The sequence below is a fragment of the Bacillus sp. CH140a_4T genome (assembly GCF_008923725.1).
In the GTDB taxonomy this organism is placed as follows: domain Bacteria; phylum Bacillota; class Bacilli; order Bacillales; family Bacillaceae_G; genus Bacillus_A.
The window spans coordinates 891,018-911,364 of the sequence record NZ_WBPF01000013.1 but is presented as its reverse complement, the minus strand read 5'-3'; the positions used below and the strand labels follow the sequence as shown (position 1 = coordinate 911,364).

The window sequence follows — 20,347 nt, the reverse complement described above, 5'->3', positions numbered from 1 at the left end:
GTGAATTATTATAAAAGAAAATGAATATTTATTCTTTAGGGGGATGCAAAATGGAGAAGAAAAAAGTGGTATTAGCATATTCCGGAGGTCTTGATACTTCCGTTGCAATTAAATGGTTACAAGAGAAGAATTATGATATTATCGCGCTTTGTTTAGACTTAGGGGAAGGTAAAGACTTAGCATTTGTAAAAGAAAAGGCACTTTCAGTAGGTGCAATTAAATCATATATGATTGATGTTCAAGAAGAATTTGCAAATGAATATGCATTGATGGCGATGCAAGCGCACACGTTATACGAAGGGAAATATCCTCTCGTTTCTGCGTTATCACGCCCGCTTATCGCGAAGAAATTAGTAGAAATTGCAGAACAAGAAGGGGCGACTGCAGTTGCACACGGATGTACAGGGAAAGGAAATGATCAAGTTCGTTTTGAAGTTTCTATTCAAGCATTAAATCCTTACTTAGAAGTAATTGCGCCTGTGCGTGAATGGAAATGGTCACGTGAAGAAGAAATTGCCTATGCAAAAGAAAATAATGTACCAATTCCAATTAATTTAGATAGCCCATTTTCAATCGATCAAAATTTATGGGGACGTAGTAATGAATGTGGGATTTTAGAAGATCCATGGGCAGCACCGCCAGAAGATGCATATGAGATGACATTAGCATTAGAAGATACACCGAATAAACCAGAATTTGTAGAAATCGGTTTTAAAGCAGGCGTACCAACTACTTTAAATGGCACTGCATATCCACTTTCAGAACTTATTAAAACGTTAAATGCACTTGCTGGAAAACATGGCGTTGGACGTATCGATCACGTAGAAAATCGCCTTGTTGGTATTAAATCGCGTGAAGTATACGAATGCCCAGCAGCGATGACATTAATTACGGCGCATAAGGAACTTGAAGATTTAACACTCGTAAAAGAAGTAGCGCATTTTAAACCGATGATTGAGCAGAAAATAACAGAACTTATTTATAACGGTTTATGGTTCTCACCTTTAAAACAAGCGCTTAACGCATTCTTACAAGAAACGCAAAAGAACGTAACGGGTACAGTGCGTGTGAAATTATTTAAAGGCCATGCGATTGTAGAAGGACGTAAATCTGAGTATTCTCTATACGATGAAAAGCTAGCAACATATACTGCCCAGGATGAATTCAATCATGATGCAGCGGTTGGATTCATTTCATTATTTGGTTTACCAACGAAAGTATACAGCCAAGTGAATCAAAAGAAGGTGGAAGCGTGAGTAAACTTTGGGGCGGACGTTTTACAGAAGGAGCGGAAGCATGGGTTGAGGAGTTCGGAGCGTCCATCTCCTTCGATCAACAATTAGTAAATCAAGATATAAAAGGGAGTATTGCACACGTAACAATGCTAGCAAAGCAAGGTATCGTTACGAAAGAAGAAGCTGAGAAAATAAAGGTAGGGCTTCAGTATTTATTAAAAGAAGCAAAAGAGAATAAGCTTCAATTCTCAGTAGAAGCAGAAGATATTCACTTAAACATCGAAAAAATGTTAATTGAACAAATTGGCGAAGTAGGAGGGAAACTTCATACAGGCCGAAGCCGTAATGATCAAGTAGCGACTGATATGCATTTATATTTAAAAGAAAAAGTAGAACATATTATTAAAGCTACAAAACAATTGCAAACGGTTCTTGTTCATCAAGCAGAAAATAATATTGAAACCATTATGCCTGGTTATACGCATTTGCAGCGTGCGCAGCCAATTTCATTTGCGCATCATATTCTCGCTTATTTTTGGATGTTAGAGCGTGATGTAAATCGTTATGAAGATTCATTAAAGCGCATTAACATGTCACCATTAGGAGCAGGAGCGTTAGCTGGGACAACATTCCCGATTGACAGAGAATATAGTGCAGAGCTTCTTGGATTTAATGGAATCTATGAAAATAGTTTAGATGCAGTAAGTGATCGTGATTTCATACTGGAGTTCCTAAGTAACTCATCTATGCTCATGATGCACTTATCACGCTTTTGCGAAGAACTTATTTTATGGAGTAGCCAAGAGTTTCAATTTATTGAAATGAGCGATCAATACGCAACGGGAAGCAGCATTATGCCGCAAAAGAAAAATCCAGATATGGCGGAACTAATCCGCGGTAAAACAGGCAGAGTGTACGGTAATTTATTTAGTTTACTTACAGTCATGAAAGGATTACCGCTCGCTTACAATAAAGACTTGCAAGAAGATAAAGAAGGAATGTTTGATACAGTAAAAACAGTAGAAGGGTGCCTTCATATTATGGCCGGCATGCTTGAAACGATGACTGTAAATAAAGAAAAAATGGGCCAAGCTGTGAAGCAAGATTTCTCCAACGCCACAGAAATTGCTGACTACTTAGCAAACAAAGGACTACCATTCCGTCAAGCTCATGAAATTGTTGGGAAGCTAGTGCTACACTGTACACAAAAAGGAATTTATTTAGTAGATGTACCACTTGAAACGTATAAAGAGATGAGTTCGTTATTTGAAGAAGATTTATATGAAGTTCTTTCACCATATGCAGCTGTGAAACGTCGTAACAGTGCTGGCGGAACAGGGTTTGAGCAAATTGAAAAAGCTTTGGAGAAGGCGAAAGGATTAGTTAGAGAGTTCGTTGGAAGTTGATTGGTTTATAGGGCAGAAGGTACGCGAATCTTAGTAGAGAGAAGCGTACCTTTTTTGTGATTTTTATAGCTTAAAGTTAATCATACTTATGCCGATCTTCTGTAATTCGAATATACTCAATATCCATCAAATCACGTAGTAATGCACCATTACTTAGTTCCACACCATGTTTTTCTTTAAAATGTGTACGGATTGTATGTAACATTTCGAGCTCTTTCCCGTTCACATCTAAAATAATACGTTCAGAATCATTCATGTAGCATCCTCCTTTTTTAACATATATATTTTGTCCGTCTATTTCTAAAAAATGTATGTTAACCTAAAGTTAGGAAATCAGAAAGGAATGGAAAATGAGACGTATTTATTTTATAGGGATAATTTTGTACACGCTAATTGTATTACATGTTGCATTCCCAAACATCTTTTCATTTAAGGATGTAGAAACAGTACACGTTGGGATATTTATCTTTATTCTATTTGTAGTAGATTGCTGTATTTCAATATGGCTTTCGAAAAGAAAACATGTACAAGATAAAAAAGAAATGGAACGGAAAAAGAGAAAACGTTCATTTTGGATGATGACGTATTGTTTTTCTTTAGCGATTGCTGCTGCTTTTTTTAGTGAGAATATTCCATTGGAAAGATTCGGTATTGGATTTGGAGCGTTCGTATTCGCATACTATTTTTTCGTGCACTTTCTTCCTTATATGAAAGAAAAGCGAGGAGAAGAGGAAGATCCGCTTGTAGAAGAAGCGAGAGAGCAAGAGCATAAGAGAATAGAAGAAGATATAAAGAAACTCGGAGAACAAAAATGGTATTTAAAATCTAAAATCATATATGTTCTTTGCTTCATTACGCCGCCAATCGGTTATTTGTATGTGTTCTTGCTTCGTAAAAAAATGACAGAAGATGCAAAGCAAACGTACTTAACGGTTGCGACGATCATGATGGCATTATGGTCTTTGAAGTTCTTACCGCCATATGTGTTGGCAGTAGCTGTTGTAGTGGTTGTTTGTCTTGTATTTATAGTGAAGTATGTGAAATGAAGAAAAACAAGAGCCTGTGTTATTAAGCTAATAGATAGATTAAAGCAAGAAATGTTATACTACAATTTGCTTATTTAGTAATAATAGGAGGGATAATAATGGTTCAATCAATAGTTCATATCGCATTAGTAGTAAAAGACTACGATGAGGCAATAGAGTTCTATACAAAGAAACTAAATTTCACACTAGTCCAAGATATATATCAGCCAGAGCAAAACAAAAGATGGGTAGTGGTATCTCCTCCTGGTTCAGTCGGCACCACAATATTACTGGCTAGAGCATCTAAACCTGAGCAAGATTCCTTTATCGGTAACCAATCAGGCGGCAGAGTTTTTCTTTTCTTAAATACTGACGATTTTTGGAGAGATTATAATGAAATGATTTCAAGAGGAATAGAATTTGTGAGAGAGCCGAAAGAGCAAGAATATGGAATAGTTGCAGTATTCAAGGATTTGTACGGGAATTTATGGGATTTGTTACAACTAAAAGATGACCATCCAATTGCTCAAAGAATTAAGTAGAATACAGTTTAAACTTGATTAAACAATCGATTGAAAAATGAGGATTTTAAAATCCATGCAAGAGTAGAGAAAAAACAGAGAAGATTTATTGTTATGAGTAACATTAAACATCTTTATTCTTCTTACACAGTCGTGAAAAAAGGAGTGGATTACCCACTCCTTTTTTATCATTATTTAACAACATGTATTTATTGTTCATTCAAGCCTAAAGCTTCATTTCCCTTATCCACCAGTAAAACATGTGGACTTGGTGTTTTATTTATAAATTAAAGATCGCCTTGCTCCTCATCGCCACGAACAACAAGGACATCGCATTTCGCATAGCGAATAATATGTTCAGAGACGCTACCAATTAGGAAACGCTCAACAGCATTTAAACCAGTTGCACCACACATAATTAAATCTACTTTATGGTTTGGAGCGATTTCTTTTGAAATTTTAGATTTAGGATTACCGAATTCTAATACAGTTTCAATTTTTTCAAGGCCAGCTTCAAGCGCAGTTTTTTTGTAGTCTTCTAATAAGTCTTCTGCAAATAGATTTGCACGTTCAGCAATTGCACGGCTATAAGCTTCTACTGCTGAGTATGCTTTTACATCAACGATATGAGCAATTGTTAATGTTGCATTGTTGCGTTTTGCGACTTGAATTGCTTTTTTAAAGGCTTTTTCTGCTTCTTTAGAACCATCCACAGCGATTAAAATATTTGTATATGTATTATTCATAGTAAATTCCTCCCAATCATTTTTATTACTGTTTACAACTTTATTATAAAACAAATTTTGGTAATGTGCTTGTCGGAAACGTTACAGAATTTTGAAAACTTCATTTTAATTCATTTTAGTTGTAATTGGTGCGAGAACTTGTTACATATGAACTATGGCAATTTAAAAGGAGGCAGTTTTTTGTGAGACATGCGCTCATTACAGCCGGTACGAAAGGTTTAGGAAAGCAAGTAACAGAAAAGTTACTGGCTAAAGGATATTCAGTAACAGTAACATATCATAGCGATATAGCGGCTATGGAAACGATGAAAGAAACATATAAAAATATGGAAGAGCGTCTACAATTCGTGCAAGCGGATGTCACGAAAAAGGAAGATTTACATAAAATAGTAGAAGAAGCGATAAGCCGTTTTGGCAAAATTGACTTTTTAATTAATAATGCTGGTCCATATGTATTTGAACGAAAAAAGTTAGTCGATTATGAAGAAGACGAATGGAATGAAATGATTCAGGGTAATTTAACAGCGGTGTTTCATTTGTTGAAACTTGTCGTTCCGGTTATGAGAAAACAGAACTTTGGCCGTATTATTAATTACGGATTCCAAGGGGCAGATAGCGCGCCGGGATGGATTTATCGTTCAGCTTTTGCAGCAGCGAAAGTAGGACTTGTTTCATTAACGAAAACAGTTGCTTATGAAGAAGCAGAATATGGTATTACTGCAAATATGGTATGTCCTGGTGATATTATTGGTGAAATGAAAGAAGCGACAATTCAAGAAGCACGTCAGTTGAAAGAACATAACACACCAATTGGTAGATCTGGAACAGGTGAAGATATCGCAAGAACCATTTCATTTTTATGTGAGGACGATTCCGATATGATTACCGGTACAATTATTGAAGTAACTGGTGCAGTAGATGTTATTCATAGACATCGATAGAGTGAAATAAAGTGAAGTTTCGAATAATTGGACAGTTTATCTTTTATGCTGAGAGGCGCGGATAATACTGTCCTTTCATGTAAGATTAAATCTATCGGAAAACTTGTATTATTTTTTGTCAAATATTGAGATATTATGTTAAAATATAAGAGCATAGAAAGCGCTTTAAAAAATGATTCAGGGGTCATTTCATAACTCAAGGGGGAACTAATAATGCGTATCGGTATTCCAACAGAAATTAAAAACAATGAAAACCGCGTGGCAATGACGCCAGCGGGAGCAGTACATTTAGTACAAAATGGTCATGAAGTTTTTGTTCAAAAAGGAGCAGGTTTAGGATCTGGCTTTACGGATGAAGAATACGTACAAGCTGGTGCAAGACTTGTTGAAACTGCTGAAGAAGCATGGAATCAAGATATGGTTATGAAGGTAAAAGAGCCAGTTGCAAGTGAATATGGTTATTTCCGCGAAGGTTTAATTTTATTCACATACTTACACTTAGCTCCAGAACCAGAATTAACGAAAGCATTAATTGATAACAAAGTTGTATCAATTGCATACGAAACAGTACAATTAGACAATCGTTCACTACCATTACTTGCACCTATGAGTGAAGTAGCTGGTCGTATGTCTGCTCAAATCGGTGCACAATTCCTTGAGAAAAACAAAGGCGGTAAAGGTATTTTACTTGCAGGCGTTCCAGGGGTAAAACGCGGCAAAGTAACAATTATCGGCGGTGGTCAAGCTGGTACAAACGCAGCGAAGATTGCAGTAGGTTTAGGTGCAGATGTAACAATCATCGACTTAAGTGCAGAACGTCTTCGTCAACTAGATGACATTTTCGGTAACCAAGTAAAAACGTTAATGTCTAATCCTTACAACATTGCAGAAGCTGTAAAAGAGTCTGATCTTGTAATCGGTGCAGTATTAATCCCAGGTGCAAAAGCGCCAAAACTTGTAACAGAAGAAATGATTCAATCAATGGAACCAGGTTCTGTCGTTGTAGATATCGCGATTGACCAAGGTGGTATTTTCGAAACAACTGACCGTATTACAACTCACGACAACCCAACTTACGAAAAACATGGCGTTGTTCATTATGCAGTTGCTAATATGCCAGGTGCGGTTCCACGTACATCAACTCTTGCATTAACAAATGTAACAGTACCATATGCAGTGCAAATTGCGAACAAAGGCTACAAAGATGCTTGCCTAGGCAACACTGCATTATTAAAAGGTATTAACACATTAGACGGATATGTAACATTCGAAGCAGTTGCAGAAGCGCACGGTTTACAATATGCTGATGCGAAAGAGCTTCTTGAAAAAGCTCCAGCTTTATCATAATAGAAATACATGTAAGCCCCTCCTTTCGTAAGGAGGGGCTTTTTACCCTGCATTAACGCCCCCACCTCAAAGTTCAGCGAGAGCAAAGAAGTTAGTGGGGGCAACTACCCGTAAAATCCCGATTGGTTCAACTAATAATCAGTGGGGGATGAACAAAACCCCCACTGATTAAAGTTTCACTTTATTTAGGCTAATTGTCTAGTTTCTTTACAATTCTCAATCCGAACATCATTGTAAAGAAAAGAATGCCGAACAAGTAATATAAGGCATACTCAACTCGTATCATCGAGTTTTTGTCAGTGATATATAAAATAAATAGTATCGCAGAGCCGACTAAATGAGAGAGACCGAAAATTTGTGCCATAAGTTTTAAACTCATCTTCTCGATTCTTTCATCCATTTCAGGTAATGGATATTTCTCTGCATCGTTCTTTCTTTTCTTAAAGAATATCCGTTTCACTACGAATAGTATTAAGGCTAAGAGTATGTAGACGCCAGCGAATAGAAGGACAGAACTAATTTTTTCTTCATCATTACTATTGAAATAAAGAAAAGTTGAACCTAACAATAAAATGGTAAGATGCGAAATGAACTCTTGATTAAAAGTATTTTTCATTCTTTTTCCTCCCCAGTTTTATCTAATTGAAATAAATCTTCTACTTTACAGTTGAAAAACTCACATAATTTCAATGCTAATTCTAAACTTGGGTTGTATTTATTCTTCTCGATAGCGATGAGGGATTGTCTAGTGATTTGAACAGAGGAAGCTAATTGTTCTTGGGTGATGTCTCTAACGACGCGGAATTGTTTCACCTTATTTTTAATCAAATATACAAAGTCTCCTTTTTGTAAATTTGTTACATTTATCATATCCATTTTTAGGTAATAAGTAAATAAAACTTTACAAAAAGTAAACAAAACTTTACGTGAAATATAGCTTGTTATAATGTTATTTTTTGTGATAATTTGGAATTAAATGAAAAAAGAAGTTAAAAGAGGAGATTTGATGGGGAGTAAAAAGAGAAAGAAAAAGCAAGTTAAAAGACAAAAGTATATAAAGAAAAAACAGGAACAGAACATACCTCTTTCACAAAAAATAGTCATTATGATAGAGAAAACATTTCGGTATATTTGTATGGCTCTTTATGTAATTTTGTGTATGTATTCATTTGGAGTGTTTTACAGTTTTGAGATAACTTCTAATATTATTGAGAGCATTCTAGAATTTACACTTGTCGTAATAAAATTAGCCTTATTCGTTATACTCTTTGCTACAGTATGGCCTAGTCATGAAAGTAAGAAAGATAAGCAAAGAAAAATGAGCAAAAAATCTTCATATGCTTCAAGCTCATCAAGTGGATTCGGTGACTACAGTAGCAATGATTGTAACAGCTCAAGTGGTGGTGGAGACTAAGCTAGTTTTTCAGAAAAACGATTAATGAAAGGGTGAGACGAAATATGGAGACTGTGAATTTATTAGAATTAACAAAGGACATTCAAGATCAACATAAAAACTTCGTCGTTTCAAATGTAAATAGTCATTGCTTACGAATCGCTGTATTTACTGGTGAATATGATTGGCACTATCATTCGAATTCGGATGAATTATTTATTGTACTAGAGGGAGAATTACTTATCGATTTTGAAGATGGAGAAACGGCGGTTTTAAAGCCAAATGATTCTATCTTAATTCCAGCGTGCAAGATTCATAGAACGAGAGCATTAAAGAGAACAGTAAATCTTTGTTTTGAAATTATAGAAGCTGATACGATTAAAGTGGAGCAATTATGAAAAAGTTATCTGTAGCTGAGTATAGAAAAATCCTTCCGATTTTAGAAAGTCTTACAAGAACAACGACGTTTGCTTATGCAATATGTGATCAAATGATAGATGGTGAAGTTTTTACAAACGAGAAGTTAACAGCAGGATTAATTATTACAGCTAACGGTATCTATTATTTATTTGGTGATACGGATGATCACAATTATAACGAAGGTTTATTTGCATATTTAAAAATGGCTATTGAAAAAACAGAGAAGAGATTTACACTCTTTACTTCAAGTGAAGAGTGGGAAATGATGATAGAAGAGCGATTTAGTAATACACTTCGGAACATCCCACGAATGAAATTTCAAAGCGTAACCTTTAAAGAGAGAAAACAAGATGCAAACAAAAATACATATGAAGTGAAGCGTATTGATAGAAAAGATATAGCACAAAGCAATGAATTTACAGAGGCATATTATAAAGAATATTGGGGATCAACTGAAGTGTTTTTAAATAATGGCTTTGGATTTTGTATAGAACAAGATGGGATAATTGTAGCGGAATGTGTTTCGATATTTAACGGAAATGGATTTGCTGAAATTGATATTGTAACGCATGAAGCATATCAGGAGAAAGGTTTAGCCCAAGCTGTTGCAATGCGGTTCATTGAATATTGCATGCAAAATGATATTACACCATGCTGGGATTGTTATGTAGACAATATTCCTTCGCAAAAACTAGCTAGTAAATTAAGTTTTCATAATCCAATAGAATATAGATTGTTTGTACGTAAGAAAACGGGGGAATAAAAATGAATGTAGAGTTAACGAGATTTAAAGTGAAACAAGGTAAAAGTCAGCGTGTAGATGCATGGATGAAGCTTCTTAATGACAATATGAAAGAAGTGCTCTTGACACTAAACGACGAAAAGATGTACGTTGAGACAATTTTCCGGGAAATAAGAGATGGAGAAGAGTACTTATATTGGTATTCTGTGCAAGGAGAAGGCGGGGCTCTTGTCGAAAATTCTTATCATGAAATTGATAAAAAGCACTTAGCGTTTTGGTATGAATGCATTGATGAAGAAGTACCGTCTGTTGATATGAAAACAGAAGTCGTTATGATTCAAGATGTTGTGAAGGACGCGATGAAATAATAGATTGGTATTTTATAAACGTAAAAAGGTCTTCTTTTTTGTTGGAATATATATTATTGGAGATGCTGTAAGATGAGAATTAGTAATAAATATATCACTCTCGATGAAATAGAAATAATAAGAGAACCCTTAAATAAATTGCATGAATATCATAATAATAAATCAAAACATTTTTCTGGTGATTATCCAAGAATGACATTTGAGGAACGTATTGAAAATTATAAACAGAATTCAAAGTACGGAGAATATAGAATTGAATTATTAGTTGAGGCGGAAACAGCTGATATATTAGGATTTTGTATAGCGTATAGTAAAAGTGTAAGCGGAAAGATTGAAGTTTTATTGGTTGATGAAAAATACCGAAGAAACGGATTTGGTTTAAAATTAATGAATAGTGCAGTGGAATGGTTTAAAGCGAAGAAGATAGATGAAATTGAATTAACAGTAGTGTACGGAAATGAAGCTGTATCGTTTTATGAAAAGCTGGGGTTTTATCCTCGTTCAATTATTATGGCAACTAAGTCATAACGATAGTTTGGGGAGAGATGAGTGGGAGTTTTTGCTTCAAAAAAATGATTCATATGTTACTAAAGTATATGTGTAGAGCACATCAAAATAGATGTGCTTTTTATTATAATAAACATTTAGAAAAGCTGTATCTGGATATCTTTAAGTGAAAATAAAAGGGGATATCAAGAATCTTTTAGGACAAACTATAAAGAAATAAAAAATACGAAACCAAAAGACCTACCAATATACGGTGTAGTTGTAACAGGTAAAACAGAAGATTTACAAAGTTTACAAGGAGCACCATATATTAAGGCTGCTGTTAGAGGTGTAACAGTTGAGAAATATTGATCACGAGAGATTAATTTGAATAATCAGAAAATTTATGTTATAATATGGGAAAAGGAGGTTCATATGAGGCAAATACATGGAGCAATTTATATTTACATAACAATGTTTTTCGTGGCGATATCCTATGGATTAGGGCACGTGTATTCCCATCCTATACTAACTTTTTTAAGCGGAGCATGTATGGCGTTTGCGCTTCTTGTCCACCTTTTCTCAGTTTGGATCGTGAAATTTCAATTAAATATTAGTGAAATAGAAGAAGGCACTTTTTGAGTGGCCTTCTTTTTTAGTAATAATATTTATGAAGTTCTTGTAGTAATTTTTCAACTTCACGTTCAGTTTTTTTACATATAGACATTGTACGTAATCTGAAAAATAAGCTACGTAAGAAAGATTTTATATTTCCGTATAGATACTCGTACGATTTAATAGGTAATGTTTGTTTTTGGACGGGTAATTGGGCTACCAAGTCATGAAGGGCTACTATGAGTATTTCTTCCTTTAGACTATTTTGCAGCATTGTGACAATAGGATAAACGAGACGCTCATCTTCTTCGTATTTGTAATAGATGGAATGAACACAAACTTTGTTTAATAAAGTTTGTAATATTTCTTCGTAATGTAAAGTTTCCAGTTTAGGACTACGAACAAGCGCTTCAAATGTATCAGAAGCATGAGCGATACTATGTGCCCAGCCTTGGTCTTGAATGTATCCACGGAAATCATGCTCGTTGTTCATATATAGAATTAATTGATCTTTTACAGTCAAAAAATCAGTCTGTGATAAGAAATTATATTTTGTATCAGCATCAATAATGAGCACCATTAATAATGTTGTAAATGCACGGGTGAATACAGCATCTTCGTCATCTGAATGAATTCTATAAAATAAATAGTTTTCGCTGATGCTTTCTAATAATAATTTCTGTAAGTGTGTATGTGAAATGTAGTCCTTTTTGATGAGATGATAAAAAGTAGAGTAAATAAGTTTGTCTCGTAAATAGCTATCGGTAACACCGATGTGCTCAAGCATATTGGAACTTAAAGAATTCGTATTAATTGTGTTATCCAGTATGTAATTATTATTACGAATGTCTTCTAACTGTTGTTGTAACATATAAACCTCCATTTTTAGAAAATTCTGTATTTTTCTAATATAATAAGAGGAAGAAATAGACAATAAATAAGGCTTTGGAATGGAGGGGCATGATGAAGAGAACATTATTCTTTTTCATCAGTATTTTCTTTTTAGGAAGCTGTTCGCTTTCGTATGTTACTTTTTCTAGCGAGAGCAAAAGTTGGACGGGGCAATATAAAGGATATATTAAGGATGACAGCGAAGATGGAATGTTTACGTTTCAGTATAAAGGCGGAGATGGAAATACCGAATTTAAAAATTTAGAGATTGCTATTAATGAAACCTTTCGTACAATGACACAAACTTCAGAAGTTCATAAAGGAGCAAAGGTTGAAATGAAGTCTTCTTGTGTAAGTTGTGCGCCTCTATCTAAAGATGAACCGATAGAGGTTGTGATTACATGGGATGATAAGTATGAGGAGAAGATGGTGTTAAAGCGGAAATAGTGTAGAGTGAGGGGTTAAAAATGAATAGGAATATGAGAGCTGCTATGTATATATTTTTTAGTGTATTTCTAATCATATTATCAGCGTGCACTACAAAGCCAGTAGAGCGAGTAGCCGTCAAAAAAGTACTTAAAGAAGGATATGTCATATTAAAAAATGACACGGTATTTTTTGTCAGTGATAAAACGTTTGAAACGAAAGTAGAGCTACAAAATTATATAGAACAACAAATGAATAAAGATCATCCATCACATATAGTCCTAAGTTTTAAGGTTAAAGATGCATATAATAAACTAAAAACAGGGAGTAAAATAAAAGTATGGTCTTCTCAAATGCTTGAAAGCTATCCAGCAAAAATGATTGTAGAGAAGTTTAAAATAGTAGAGGAATAGGAAAAGGCAGCAACCACGCTGCCTTTTTTCTTATTTCACAAATTGTAATTCTTTCGGGAATTTCGTTAAAATTTCTGATCCGTCTTTTGTGATGTAAATATCATCTTCAATACGAACGCCACCTACGTTTGGTACGTAAATACCTGGCTCGATTGTGAAGACCATACCTTCTTTTAATGGAGACTCGTTACCAGCTTTTACATCTGGATATTCGTGTACGCTAATTCCAAGTCCGTGACCAAGGCGGTGCGGGAAGAAGTCGCCGTAACCTGCATCTGCGATAACAGAACGAGCAGCGTTGTCGATTGCGCCAAGTGTAACACCAGGTTTACATGCTTCAACTGCTTGTAGTTGTCCAGCAAGTACAGTGTTATAAATACGAGTTTGCTCTTCAGAAATGTCACCAAATGCTACTGTACGTGTAATGTCAGAGCAATAACCTTCAATGATTACGCCTAAATCAAATAGTACGAAATCGCCGCGTTTCATTTTGTTTGCACCTGGAATACCGTGTGGAAGAGCAGAGTTTGCGCCTGCTAATACCATCGTATCAAATGACATTTTATGTATGCCTCTTGTTTTTAATTCGTGTTCGATAATTGCTAATACTTCTAGCTCGCTACGATCTTCTTTAATTGCATTTACACCAACTTCAACAGCGTAGTCCGCCATTTTAGCTGCTTCGCGTAAAATAGAAAGTTCTTTTTCATCTTTAATTAAACGAAGTTCACGAACTTTCTCCTCAGCTGATTTGAAAGCTGCATTTGGGAATAGTTTTGTTAATTCTTCGTAACGTTCTACGTTTAAATGTTCTTTTTCAATTGCAACTGCGTTTGCATTGATGCCGCGGTCTTTAATTGCTTTTGCAATCATATCCCATGGTCTGTCAGTATCAGTAAATCCGATAATCTCATGTGCCCAGCCAGCGTTACGTGCTTGGCCTTCTTCCATTTTAGGGCAAATTAAAATAGGCTCTTTTTCTTGGAATACGAACATACCAAGAAGTCTTTCGTGTGGTTCACAGTGGAAGTTTGTCATGTAGAAGACGTTCGGTGTAGAAGTTAAGAACGCAGCTTCTACGTTTTTTTCTTTTAGCCATTGCATTAAATTTTCTAATCTAGCATTCATCGATTGGCACCCCCGAGATATTTAATTACAAATATAACTTTACATCGTAGGAAAGTGTTATGACAAGTAAATCGATGTTAGAAAAGACAGGGAATTGAAAAATCATGTAGAATAAAAAGTGAGAATGTGAATAGGGGAGGAATGTAATAATGAAAGTATCTTATCATGGGCATTCAGTTGTAAAGATCGAAACGAATGGAAAAGTGATTTTAATTGATCCATTTTTAACGGGCAATCCGAAAACAGATTTAAAGGCTGAAGATGTAAAAGTAGATGCGATTCTTTTATCGCATGGACATGGTGATCATATTGGAGATACAGTAGAGCTTGCGAAGAAAAATAATGCAGTTGTTGTGGCACCGTTTGAACTAGCGACATTTTTAAGTTGGCAAGGTGTAAATACACATCCGATGCATATTGGTGGTTCGCATGAATTTGACTTCGGAAAAGTGAAGTTTACACAAGCATTCCACGGTTCTAGTTATATTGATGAAGAAAATAAGACGATTACATATACAGGTATGCCAGCAGGTATTTTATTTACAGCAGAAGAGAAAACTGTGTACCATGCAGGAGATACTGCTCTATTCTCTGATATGAAATTAATTGGGGAACTAAATAACATTGATGTAGCATTTTTACCAATTGGTGATAACTTCACAATGGGACCAGAAGATGCTGTGTTAGCAGCAAAATGGGTTCAGGCGAAAACTGTTGTACCGATGCATTACAATACGTTCCCAGTAATTGAACAAGATCCATATCAATTTGTAGAAAAGCTACAAAATTGTACAGGGAAAGTATTAGAAGCTGGAGAAAGTATTACACTATAGAAAAGAAACCCTTCATTTGAAAAGACAAGTGAAGGGTTTTTACGTGTGTAGGACAGCTTTTAAAGTTTGTACTTGTTTTGGTGACTCTTTCCTTTTTGGAAGTGGCTGTTCAGGTGTTTCATTCAATTCCATTGCAACTTTTTTCCCGTCTACGAAAGCTAAAAATACAGCACCTACAACTTCTAATAATTTTTTCATCATGTATCCGCTCCTTTGTTTCATTTCTTGTCTTAATTGTATATTGAAGCGGCTGGAGAAACTATCGAACGAGATGACAATACCATTACATTGTTGTAATGGAAGCAGCGGTGTAATGTAAGGCGTATTTTGTTATAAAAAAAATAGTACAGATATATAAAGAGAGAGTGTAACAGTTTTGAAAATATAGTATACTGAAAATACAACACATGAAGAATTTAGGGAAAAGAAAGTATGGTGAAACCATTTGGCTACCAAGCATAACCAAATTTTAGAACATATTAATGGCCTGCCAGTAGGGCATAAAATTTCTGTAAGGCAAATTGCGAAAGATTTGAGTGTAAGTGAAGGGACAGCTTACCGTGCAATTAAAGATGCAGAAAATAAAGGATATGTTAGTACGATTGAACGTGTCGGAACAATTCGAATTGAACAAAAGAAGAAAGAGAATATTGAAAAACTGACATATGCAGAAGTCGTTAACATTGTCGATGGTCAAGTACTTGGGGGCAGAGAAGGACTACATAAGACGTTAAATAAATTCGTAATCGGGGCAATGAAATTAGAAGCGATGATGCGCTATACAGAAGCAGGAAACTTACTGATTATCGGTAACCGTACGAATGCACATCAATTAGCGTTAGAAGCCGGAGCTGCGGTATTGATTACGGGCGGATTTGATACGGAAGATCATGTGAAGAAATTAGCAGATGAATTAAAACTGCCGATTATTTCAAGTAGTTACGATACATTTACAGTTGCAACGTTAATTAACCGTGCAATTTACGATCAGCTTATTAAGAAAGAAATTGTACTCGTTGAAGATATTTTAACGCCAATTGAAGAGACTTTATATTTAAAGCCGAATGATACAGTGCAGCAATGGCATGCGTATAACGAAGAGACGATGCACGGAAGATATCCAATTGTTGATGAAAACAAAAAGGTATTAGGTATTGTAACTTCAAAAGATATGATCGGTGTTGCAAAAGAAACACCGATTGATAAAGTGATGACAAAACATCCAATTACGGTAAATGGGAAAATGTCTGTCGCGGCTGCGGCACGTATGATGGTGTGGGAAGGTATTGAGTTACTTCCTGTTGTTGATGAAGGAAATAAACTGCAAGGTATTATTAGCCGTCAAGATGTACTTCAGGCGTTGCAAATGATTCAGCGTCAACCACAAGTTGGGGAAACAATCGATGATATTGTAACGAATCAATTTATGACGCCGAAAGAAGCGAAAAATGAACATTTATACCAATTTTCAGTGACACCACAAATGACGAATTCAATCGGAACGTTATCTTACGGTGTATTCGCAACGATTGTGACGGAAGCAACGAATCGCGTTATTCGTGCGCAAAAGAAGAGTGATTTAATTGTTGAGAACTTAACAATTTATTTCGTAAAACCAGTTCAAATTGACAATGTTGTATCGGTTCATCCGAAAGTATTAGAAATTGGACGTAAATTTGGTAAGGTGGATGTAGAAGTACATCATGAAGGTAATGTTGTTGGAAAAGCATTACTTATGGTGCAGTTAATCGATAAATAAAAAGATGGAGCAAGCCGCTTTGGTTTGTTCCATTTTTTTTAAGAACGCTACAATAGGGAGTTTTTAAATTTAGTTAGCAACTGAATCTATCACATTCTGCTTCATATTTATCCCGCTTTAATGGGCAGTAAGACCCCCACCTCAAAATTCAGCGAAAGCAAAGAAGTTAGGTGGGGGATCAACTGCCCATACAAGTCCGATTGGTGAGGGCTGATAATCAGTGGGGGATGAAGAAAACCCCTACTTATAAAGTTTCACTTTATAAGTAGGGGCACGCAATCACTTGAAGATGCTTGAACAATAATTGTGGAGGTGTCGAATGGGAGTAATAGTTCTTTTTTTAGGGGGAGTATTTGCAATAACTTTTCATGTGTTAACACATAGAAGAATGGATGCAAATAAAAAGAAATTGTATGTAGTAAGTTTGATTTTCGCTATTATTTGTTCCTTTATCCCTATAAGTGGAGAAAATAAGAGCGATTTTCTTTACTTTGGTATACCAGCAGAAAATTTCATTTATTATGGCCGATGGGAAATTTCTTTTCATCCGTTAGGTTTTTTCGTTAACTTTATTTTGTTTTATTTGGTTTTGAAATTATTATTTAAGATACGCAAGAGTTCGGGTAGAGAAGTGAAAAAATAGCAGGATATTTATTAATGTGGATAGAAAATTGGTTGTTAGTCGATTGCACTACTAATTGTTAAGAGATAACAATCGTGTAATTGGATAGGGAAACGATGCTTCACTAGGGGGAAAAGAATGGATTTTCACACTAAAGAGCAGTTATGTAAGCAATATAATTTAAATAGTCTTACGAAAGTTTCATTGTTGCATGGGGGAGAAAATCAAACATATATATTCGAATTGGACAAAAATAAATTTGTAGTGAGGCAGTATAGAGAAGGACGTTATACAGCCGAGCAAATAGAGGCTGAAATACATTGGTTAATAGCTTTACAAAAACAAATGTTAGTACCAGAAGTAGTTGAAGATAAAAATGGTAACTGGATTACATATGTTACGAAAGATGATGGGAGTATTCTGTATTCTGTTGTTTTTAGGTTTATAAACGGAAGTGAAGTGTTAGAACCGAAGAATAGGGACTATGAAAAACTTGGATCATTAATGCGCATGTTTCATGAAAAAACAAATGAAGTGCTCAAAAGAGCACCGCAAACTTGGAGAGGATATGAAAGGCCTATATATAGTGAGCAAAAGATAATCCGCGAGCCTTTACAACGATTACTACATGCTTCATTTCTATCGCATGCAGATAAGTATACGTGCATAAGAATTGCAGAAAGAATACAAGAGCTCTCAAATTCAACTCAACTAGGAGACAAACAATTTGTTCATGGTGATATGCATTTTGGTAATGTTCTTGTAGACAAAGAGGATTGGTATTTACTCGATTTTGATGAAGGTGGATTTGGGTATAAAGAGTTTGATATTGGTGTTCCGAGATTGCATTTAATTGCTTCGGGGCAACTAGAAGACGTATGGGAGAATTTCATGATGGGATATGGGGAAAATATTTCAGAACCAGCCATTCGACTTGGGACTGCTTCGAGAATTTTTTATATGGCGGGAAAGATTCCGTTAAGGCTTGATATCGAACCTATTAGAAAAGATCCTGGCGCTTTTATTCGGCGATATGTTCAGTATGCTGAAAAAGAGTTATGTGGAGAAACAGTTATATAAAGAAAAGACAGAATAGTAATTCATTTAGGTTATATATTATGTTATGATTATATTGTAAGAAAATGGATTTCGGGAAGGCCGTATGCATTATGTCATCAGAAGTACTCTTTTTTGGTGGAATCGCACTATTTTACTTTCTTGTGATGATCCCGTTTCAATATTTATACTTACAAGGTTTACATGAAAAGAAGAAACGAACAGGATTATCTCAGCGAGAACTATATGAAAAAATGTCTTTTGAGGAAGAACAATTACATTTTCACGTACAAGGTAACCCCTTTAATATACCATCCGCGTTTGTTGCATATATGATTTTGAAAGTTAGGGGACGTAAAAAAGCATCACAATGTTGATGCTTTTTTACGTTTCTTCAGATAGATTCAGCTTCTTCAACTGCTAATGGTAAGAAATGTTTGTATTGGCGAAATCCATTAAATATACTTGCACTACCAAATAGAACAAATAAGACACCAACGATAATACGAGCGGTTGAAAGTTCTAAAAAGAATTGGTTTATCCCGAAGAATAAGACGAATGAACCGAGTGCCATTGCGGATTTTCCTGAGAGCCAACCTTTCTCCATTGGGCGGTTTGTACGAAAGTATTTTGTTTTGTAGAAGAGGTACAACATAAATGAGACGATAATACAGAAGACTAATACTGGCATAATGCACACTCCCATCGCTTTGTGAAAAATAATAGTGGAGAAAAAGATATCTAAACTTTCTAACTTTTATTATAAAGCAATTGTTCGCATGTATGAAATACTTTCCGTTATAATGGAGGATAAAGTGAAACTTTAATTAGTGTGAGGATGTTTCTGCGCTAATGATTTGCCCGCACCAATTGGGCTTTTACTGCACGTTAAAGTAAAGAAGTTGAGTAAAAAGGAGATTATACATATGCATGAGCAAATTTTAGGAGCTATTAAAGAGTTTGATACAATTATTATTCACCGTCATGTACGTCCAGATCCAGATGCGTTAGGTTCACAGGGCGGTCTTAGTACCATTCTACAAGAATCGTTTCCAGAGAAAAATATTTATACGGTTGGGTACAATGAACCGTCACTAGCATACTTACGAGTAATGGATGATATTGAAGATAGTGTATATGAAAATGCACTTGTTATCGTATGTGATACAGCAAACCAAGAGCGTGTTTGTGATCAACGCTACGCAAAAGGGAAGATGTTAATTAAAATTGATCATCATCCGAATGAAGATCCATACGGAGATATTACGTGGGTAGATACGACAGCAAGTTCTACAAGTGAAATGATTTATGAGTTTTACAGTTATGGAAAAGATAAAGGATTACAGATAACAAAAGAAGCAGCTCGTCTTATTTTAGCGGGTATTGTTGGGGATACAGGTCGTTTCTTATTCCCGAATACAACAGCGAAAACACTTCGTTATGTAAGTGAGCTTGTTGATATGGATGTGAAATTCACAGATTTATACAATGAAATGTATAAGACGAAAGAAAAGATTGCTCGTTTAAACGGCTATATTTTACAAAACTTTACGATGGTAGAAGAAGGAGCAGCTTACATTAAATTAACGAAAGAAGTGTTAGAGAAGTTTGATGTACTTCCTTCTGAGGCATCTGGCGTTGTTGGAGCACTTGGTAATATTGATGGATTAAAGGCGTGGGTTCTATTTTTAGAGGAAGATGATGTGATTCGTGTTCGTCTTCGTTCAAAGGGACCAGTTATAAATAAATTAGCAATGCAATATAATGGCGGAGGACATCCGATGGCTTCTGGTGCAAAAGCATCTTCTTGGGAAGAAGCGGATCGTCTTTTTGCTGATTTACGTGAGCTATGTAGATAAAAAAATGGATGTTGGACGAAAGAGAAGGAGGGGGCTGAGGCCTTCCTTTTTTGTTTTTGAATCTAAATATTAATAGGTAGAGATTTTTTTTGTTATTAATGGAATTAATTTGATG

General features: G+C 35.3%; 28 protein-coding genes and 1 pseudogene. 21 read left to right on the top strand and 8 right to left on the bottom strand.

What is annotated here, in order from left to right; all coding sequences use genetic code 11:
• The first annotated feature begins 50 nt into the window (after nt 1-50).
• Both F8162_RS13490 and argH read left to right on the top strand, forming a co-directional pair.
• Entirely contained in the window at nt 51-1,256 is a 1,206-nt protein-coding gene (locus F8162_RS13490; RefSeq protein ID WP_151633264.1) for an argininosuccinate synthase, read from the top strand.
• Nucleotides 1,253-2,641, top strand: coding sequence for an argininosuccinate lyase (gene argH / locus F8162_RS13485; RefSeq protein WP_151633266.1), 1,389 nt, complete (start codon nt 1,253-1,255; stop codon nt 2,639-2,641). The genes F8162_RS13490 and argH overlap by 4 nt, the downstream gene beginning before the upstream one ends.
• Nucleotides 2,642-2,717: 76 nt before the next feature.
• Here the strand turns inward: argH and F8162_RS13480 are convergent, their stop codons facing one another.
• Entirely contained in the window at nt 2,718-2,897 is a 180-nt protein-coding gene (locus tag F8162_RS13480; protein ID WP_064474588.1) for a hypothetical protein, read from the bottom strand.
• A gap of 94 nt (nt 2,898-2,991) precedes the next feature.
• Between F8162_RS13480 and F8162_RS13475 the strand changes: the two genes are divergently transcribed.
• On the top strand, nt 2,992-3,687 hold the full coding sequence (locus F8162_RS13475) for a hypothetical protein (protein WP_098111464.1): 696 nt from the start codon (nt 2,992-2,994) through the stop codon (nt 3,685-3,687).
• Nucleotides 3,688-3,785: 98 nt separating this feature from the next.
• A complete protein-coding gene (locus F8162_RS13470) occupies nt 3,786-4,208 on the top strand; it encodes a VOC family protein (protein ID WP_000250789.1) in 423 nt (140 codons plus the stop codon).
• A gap of 266 nt (nt 4,209-4,474) precedes the next feature.
• On the opposite strand, the gene F8162_RS13465 is transcribed toward F8162_RS13470, so the two are convergent.
• Complete coding sequence (locus tag F8162_RS13465; protein ID WP_001066672.1) at nt 4,475-4,933, bottom strand: universal stress protein; 459 nt, start codon at nt 4,931-4,933, stop codon at nt 4,475-4,477.
• 182 nt (nt 4,934-5,115) lie between these two features.
• Between F8162_RS13465 and F8162_RS13460 the strand changes: the two genes are divergently transcribed.
• Nucleotides 5,116-5,874, top strand: a complete 759-nt coding sequence (locus tag F8162_RS13460; RefSeq protein WP_151633268.1) for an SDR family oxidoreductase — start codon at nt 5,116-5,118, stop codon at nt 5,872-5,874.
• Between the two features lie 213 nt (nt 5,875-6,087).
• On the top strand, nt 6,088-7,221 hold the full coding sequence (gene ald, locus F8162_RS13455) for an alanine dehydrogenase (RefSeq protein WP_151633270.1): 1,134 nt from the start codon (nt 6,088-6,090) through the stop codon (nt 7,219-7,221).
• A 190-nt stretch (nt 7,222-7,411) separates the two neighbouring features.
• Here ald and F8162_RS13450 read toward each other — a convergent pair whose 3' ends face one another.
• Nucleotides 7,412-7,837: a hypothetical protein gene (locus F8162_RS13450; protein ID WP_151633272.1), complete on the bottom strand. Its 426-nt coding sequence runs from the start codon at nt 7,835-7,837 to the stop codon at nt 7,412-7,414.
• Nucleotides 7,834-8,097, bottom strand: a complete 264-nt coding sequence (locus tag F8162_RS13445; RefSeq protein ID WP_141554606.1) for a helix-turn-helix transcriptional regulator — start codon at nt 8,095-8,097, stop codon at nt 7,834-7,836. The genes F8162_RS13450 and F8162_RS13445 overlap by 4 nt, the downstream gene beginning before the upstream one ends.
• Before the next feature lie 130 nt (nt 8,098-8,227).
• Between F8162_RS13445 and F8162_RS13440 the strand changes: the two genes are divergently transcribed.
• The 7 genes and pseudogenes from F8162_RS13440 (at nt 8,228) to F8162_RS13410 (ending at nt 11,272) form a co-directional block, all read left to right on the top strand.
• A complete protein-coding gene (locus tag F8162_RS13440) occupies nt 8,228-8,635 on the top strand; it encodes a hypothetical protein (RefSeq protein ID WP_151633869.1) in 408 nt (135 codons plus the stop codon).
• Between the two features lie 44 nt (nt 8,636-8,679).
• A complete protein-coding gene (locus F8162_RS13435) occupies nt 8,680-9,012 on the top strand; it encodes a cupin domain-containing protein (protein WP_151633274.1) in 333 nt (110 codons plus the stop codon).
• On the top strand, nt 9,009-9,797 hold the full coding sequence (locus F8162_RS13430) for a GNAT family N-acetyltransferase (RefSeq protein ID WP_151633276.1): 789 nt from the start codon (nt 9,009-9,011) through the stop codon (nt 9,795-9,797). The genes F8162_RS13435 and F8162_RS13430 overlap by 4 nt, the downstream gene beginning before the upstream one ends.
• A 2-nt stretch (nt 9,798-9,799) precedes the next feature.
• Complete coding sequence (locus tag F8162_RS13425; protein ID WP_151633278.1) at nt 9,800-10,144, top strand: DUF6176 family protein; 345 nt, start codon at nt 9,800-9,802, stop codon at nt 10,142-10,144.
• Nucleotides 10,145-10,216: 72 nt separating this feature from the next.
• The gene (locus F8162_RS13420; RefSeq protein WP_151633280.1) at nt 10,217-10,672 is read left to right on the top strand and encodes a GNAT family N-acetyltransferase; all 456 of its coding nucleotides are present in this window, start codon (nt 10,217-10,219) and stop codon (nt 10,670-10,672) included.
• Between the two features lie 138 nt (nt 10,673-10,810).
• Nucleotides 10,811-11,002 (top strand): annotated as a pseudogene (locus F8162_RS13415) (anti sigma factor C-terminal domain-containing protein); the annotation flags it as partial.
• 63 nt (nt 11,003-11,065) lie between these two features.
• Nucleotides 11,066-11,272 carry a hypothetical protein gene (locus F8162_RS13410; protein WP_001248905.1) on the top strand — a complete coding sequence of 69 codons (207 nt, stop codon included), beginning with the start codon at nt 11,066-11,068 and terminating at the stop codon, nt 11,270-11,272.
• Nucleotides 11,273-11,285: 13 nt separating this feature from the next.
• On the opposite strand, the gene F8162_RS13405 is transcribed toward F8162_RS13410, so the two are convergent.
• Nucleotides 11,286-12,116, bottom strand: a complete 831-nt coding sequence (locus tag F8162_RS13405; RefSeq protein WP_151633282.1) for a DUF2785 domain-containing protein — start codon at nt 12,114-12,116, stop codon at nt 11,286-11,288.
• A gap of 92 nt (nt 12,117-12,208) precedes the next feature.
• On the opposite strand from F8162_RS13405, the gene F8162_RS13400 reads away from it, so the two are divergent.
• A complete protein-coding gene (locus F8162_RS13400; RefSeq protein WP_151633284.1) occupies nt 12,209-12,583 on the top strand; it encodes a hypothetical protein in 375 nt (124 codons plus the stop codon).
• A gap of 20 nt (nt 12,584-12,603) precedes the next feature.
• A complete protein-coding gene (locus F8162_RS13395) occupies nt 12,604-12,975 on the top strand; it encodes a DUF3221 domain-containing protein (protein WP_151633286.1) in 372 nt (123 codons plus the stop codon).
• 30 nt (nt 12,976-13,005) lie between these two features.
• Here F8162_RS13395 and pepQ read toward each other — a convergent pair whose 3' ends face one another.
• Complete coding sequence (gene pepQ, locus F8162_RS13390; protein WP_151633288.1) at nt 13,006-14,103, bottom strand: Xaa-Pro dipeptidase; 1,098 nt, start codon at nt 14,101-14,103, stop codon at nt 13,006-13,008.
• Nucleotides 14,104-14,252: 149 nt separating this feature from the next.
• Here pepQ and F8162_RS13385 point away from each other — a divergent pair, with 149 nt between their 5' ends.
• The gene (locus F8162_RS13385; RefSeq protein ID WP_151633290.1) at nt 14,253-14,936 is read left to right on the top strand and encodes a metal-dependent hydrolase; all 684 of its coding nucleotides are present in this window, start codon (nt 14,253-14,255) and stop codon (nt 14,934-14,936) included.
• Between the two features lie 39 nt (nt 14,937-14,975).
• On the opposite strand, the gene F8162_RS28725 is transcribed toward F8162_RS13385, so the two are convergent.
• Nucleotides 14,976-15,137 (bottom strand): hypothetical protein, encoded by a 162-nt coding sequence (locus F8162_RS28725; RefSeq protein WP_000976299.1) that lies wholly within the window; start codon nt 15,135-15,137, stop codon nt 14,976-14,978.
• A 244-nt stretch (nt 15,138-15,381) separates the two neighbouring features.
• Here F8162_RS28725 and F8162_RS13380 point away from each other — a divergent pair, with 244 nt between their 5' ends.
• From F8162_RS13380 to F8162_RS13365, 4 genes are all read left to right on the top strand, one after another.
• Nucleotides 15,382-16,695, top strand: coding sequence for a CBS domain-containing protein (locus F8162_RS13380; protein WP_000201565.1), 1,314 nt, complete (start codon nt 15,382-15,384; stop codon nt 16,693-16,695).
• 319 nt (nt 16,696-17,014) lie between these two features.
• Entirely contained in the window at nt 17,015-17,338 is a 324-nt protein-coding gene (locus F8162_RS13375; RefSeq protein WP_151633292.1) for a hypothetical protein, read from the top strand.
• A gap of 117 nt (nt 17,339-17,455) precedes the next feature.
• Nucleotides 17,456-18,397 carry a phosphotransferase enzyme family protein gene (locus F8162_RS13370; protein WP_151633294.1) on the top strand — a complete coding sequence of 314 codons (942 nt, stop codon included), beginning with the start codon at nt 17,456-17,458 and terminating at the stop codon, nt 18,395-18,397.
• A gap of 89 nt (nt 18,398-18,486) precedes the next feature.
• A complete protein-coding gene (locus F8162_RS13365) occupies nt 18,487-18,750 on the top strand; it encodes a DUF3949 domain-containing protein (protein ID WP_000093750.1) in 264 nt (87 codons plus the stop codon).
• Nucleotides 18,751-18,767: 17 nt separating this feature from the next.
• Here F8162_RS13365 and F8162_RS13360 read toward each other — a convergent pair whose 3' ends face one another.
• On the bottom strand, nt 18,768-19,064 hold the full coding sequence (locus tag F8162_RS13360; RefSeq protein ID WP_151633297.1) for a YtpI family protein: 297 nt from the start codon (nt 19,062-19,064) through the stop codon (nt 18,768-18,770).
• Nucleotides 19,065-19,299: 235 nt separating this feature from the next.
• Here F8162_RS13360 and F8162_RS13350 point away from each other — a divergent pair, with 235 nt between their 5' ends.
• Complete coding sequence (locus F8162_RS13350) at nt 19,300-20,232, top strand: DHH family phosphoesterase (protein ID WP_192797618.1); 933 nt, start codon at nt 19,300-19,302, stop codon at nt 20,230-20,232.
• Nucleotides 20,233-20,347 lie beyond the last annotated feature (115 nt).

Excerpts from the sequence above, each read along its gene's own strand:
- F8162_RS13405 (WP_151633282.1), bottom strand. The coding sequence starts at position 12,116 with ATGTTACAACAACAGTTAGAAGACATTCGTAATAATAATTACATACTG.
- ald (WP_151633270.1), top strand. The coding sequence starts at position 6,088 with ATGCGTATCGGTATTCCAACAGAAATTAAAAACAATGAAAACCGCGTG.
- F8162_RS13490 (WP_151633264.1), top strand. The coding sequence starts at position 51 with ATGGAGAAGAAAAAAGTGGTATTAGCATATTCCGGAGGTCTTGATACT.
- F8162_RS13360 (WP_151633297.1), bottom strand. The coding sequence starts at position 19,064 with ATGCCAGTATTAGTCTTCTGTATTATCGTCTCATTTATGTTGTACCTC.
- F8162_RS13440 (WP_151633869.1), top strand. The coding sequence starts at position 8,228 with ATGGGGAGTAAAAAGAGAAAGAAAAAGCAAGTTAAAAGACAAAAGTAT.
- F8162_RS13400 (WP_151633284.1), top strand. The coding sequence starts at position 12,209 with ATGAAGAGAACATTATTCTTTTTCATCAGTATTTTCTTTTTAGGAAGC.
- F8162_RS13385 (WP_151633290.1), top strand. The coding sequence starts at position 14,253 with ATGAAAGTATCTTATCATGGGCATTCAGTTGTAAAGATCGAAACGAAT.
- F8162_RS13445 (WP_141554606.1), bottom strand. The coding sequence starts at position 8,097 with ATGGATATGATAAATGTAACAAATTTACAAAAAGGAGACTTTGTATAT.
- F8162_RS13465 (WP_001066672.1), bottom strand. The coding sequence starts at position 4,933 with ATGAATAATACATATACAAATATTTTAATCGCTGTGGATGGTTCTAAA.
- pepQ (WP_151633288.1), bottom strand. The coding sequence starts at position 14,103 with ATGAATGCTAGATTAGAAAATTTAATGCAATGGCTAAAAGAAAAAAAC.
- F8162_RS13395 (WP_151633286.1), top strand. The coding sequence starts at position 12,604 with ATGAATAGGAATATGAGAGCTGCTATGTATATATTTTTTAGTGTATTT.
- F8162_RS13420 (WP_151633280.1), top strand. The coding sequence starts at position 10,217 with ATGAGAATTAGTAATAAATATATCACTCTCGATGAAATAGAAATAATA.
- F8162_RS13475 (WP_098111464.1), top strand. The coding sequence starts at position 2,992 with ATGAGACGTATTTATTTTATAGGGATAATTTTGTACACGCTAATTGTA.
- F8162_RS13470 (WP_000250789.1), top strand. The coding sequence starts at position 3,786 with ATGGTTCAATCAATAGTTCATATCGCATTAGTAGTAAAAGACTACGAT.
- F8162_RS13480 (WP_064474588.1), bottom strand. The coding sequence starts at position 2,897 with ATGAATGATTCTGAACGTATTATTTTAGATGTGAACGGGAAAGAGCTC.
- F8162_RS13375 (WP_151633292.1), top strand. The coding sequence starts at position 17,015 with ATGGGAGTAATAGTTCTTTTTTTAGGGGGAGTATTTGCAATAACTTTT.
- F8162_RS13435 (WP_151633274.1), top strand. The coding sequence starts at position 8,680 with ATGGAGACTGTGAATTTATTAGAATTAACAAAGGACATTCAAGATCAA.
- F8162_RS13410 (WP_001248905.1), top strand. The coding sequence starts at position 11,066 with ATGAGGCAAATACATGGAGCAATTTATATTTACATAACAATGTTTTTC.
- F8162_RS13365 (WP_000093750.1), top strand. The coding sequence starts at position 18,487 with ATGTCATCAGAAGTACTCTTTTTTGGTGGAATCGCACTATTTTACTTT.
- F8162_RS13350 (WP_192797618.1), top strand. The coding sequence starts at position 19,300 with ATGCATGAGCAAATTTTAGGAGCTATTAAAGAGTTTGATACAATTATT.
- F8162_RS13425 (WP_151633278.1), top strand. The coding sequence starts at position 9,800 with ATGAATGTAGAGTTAACGAGATTTAAAGTGAAACAAGGTAAAAGTCAG.
- F8162_RS13370 (WP_151633294.1), top strand. The coding sequence starts at position 17,456 with ATGGATTTTCACACTAAAGAGCAGTTATGTAAGCAATATAATTTAAAT.
- F8162_RS13430 (WP_151633276.1), top strand. The coding sequence starts at position 9,009 with ATGAAAAAGTTATCTGTAGCTGAGTATAGAAAAATCCTTCCGATTTTA.
- F8162_RS28725 (WP_000976299.1), bottom strand. The coding sequence starts at position 15,137 with ATGATGAAAAAATTATTAGAAGTTGTAGGTGCTGTATTTTTAGCTTTC.
- F8162_RS13450 (WP_151633272.1), bottom strand. The coding sequence starts at position 7,837 with ATGAAAAATACTTTTAATCAAGAGTTCATTTCGCATCTTACCATTTTA.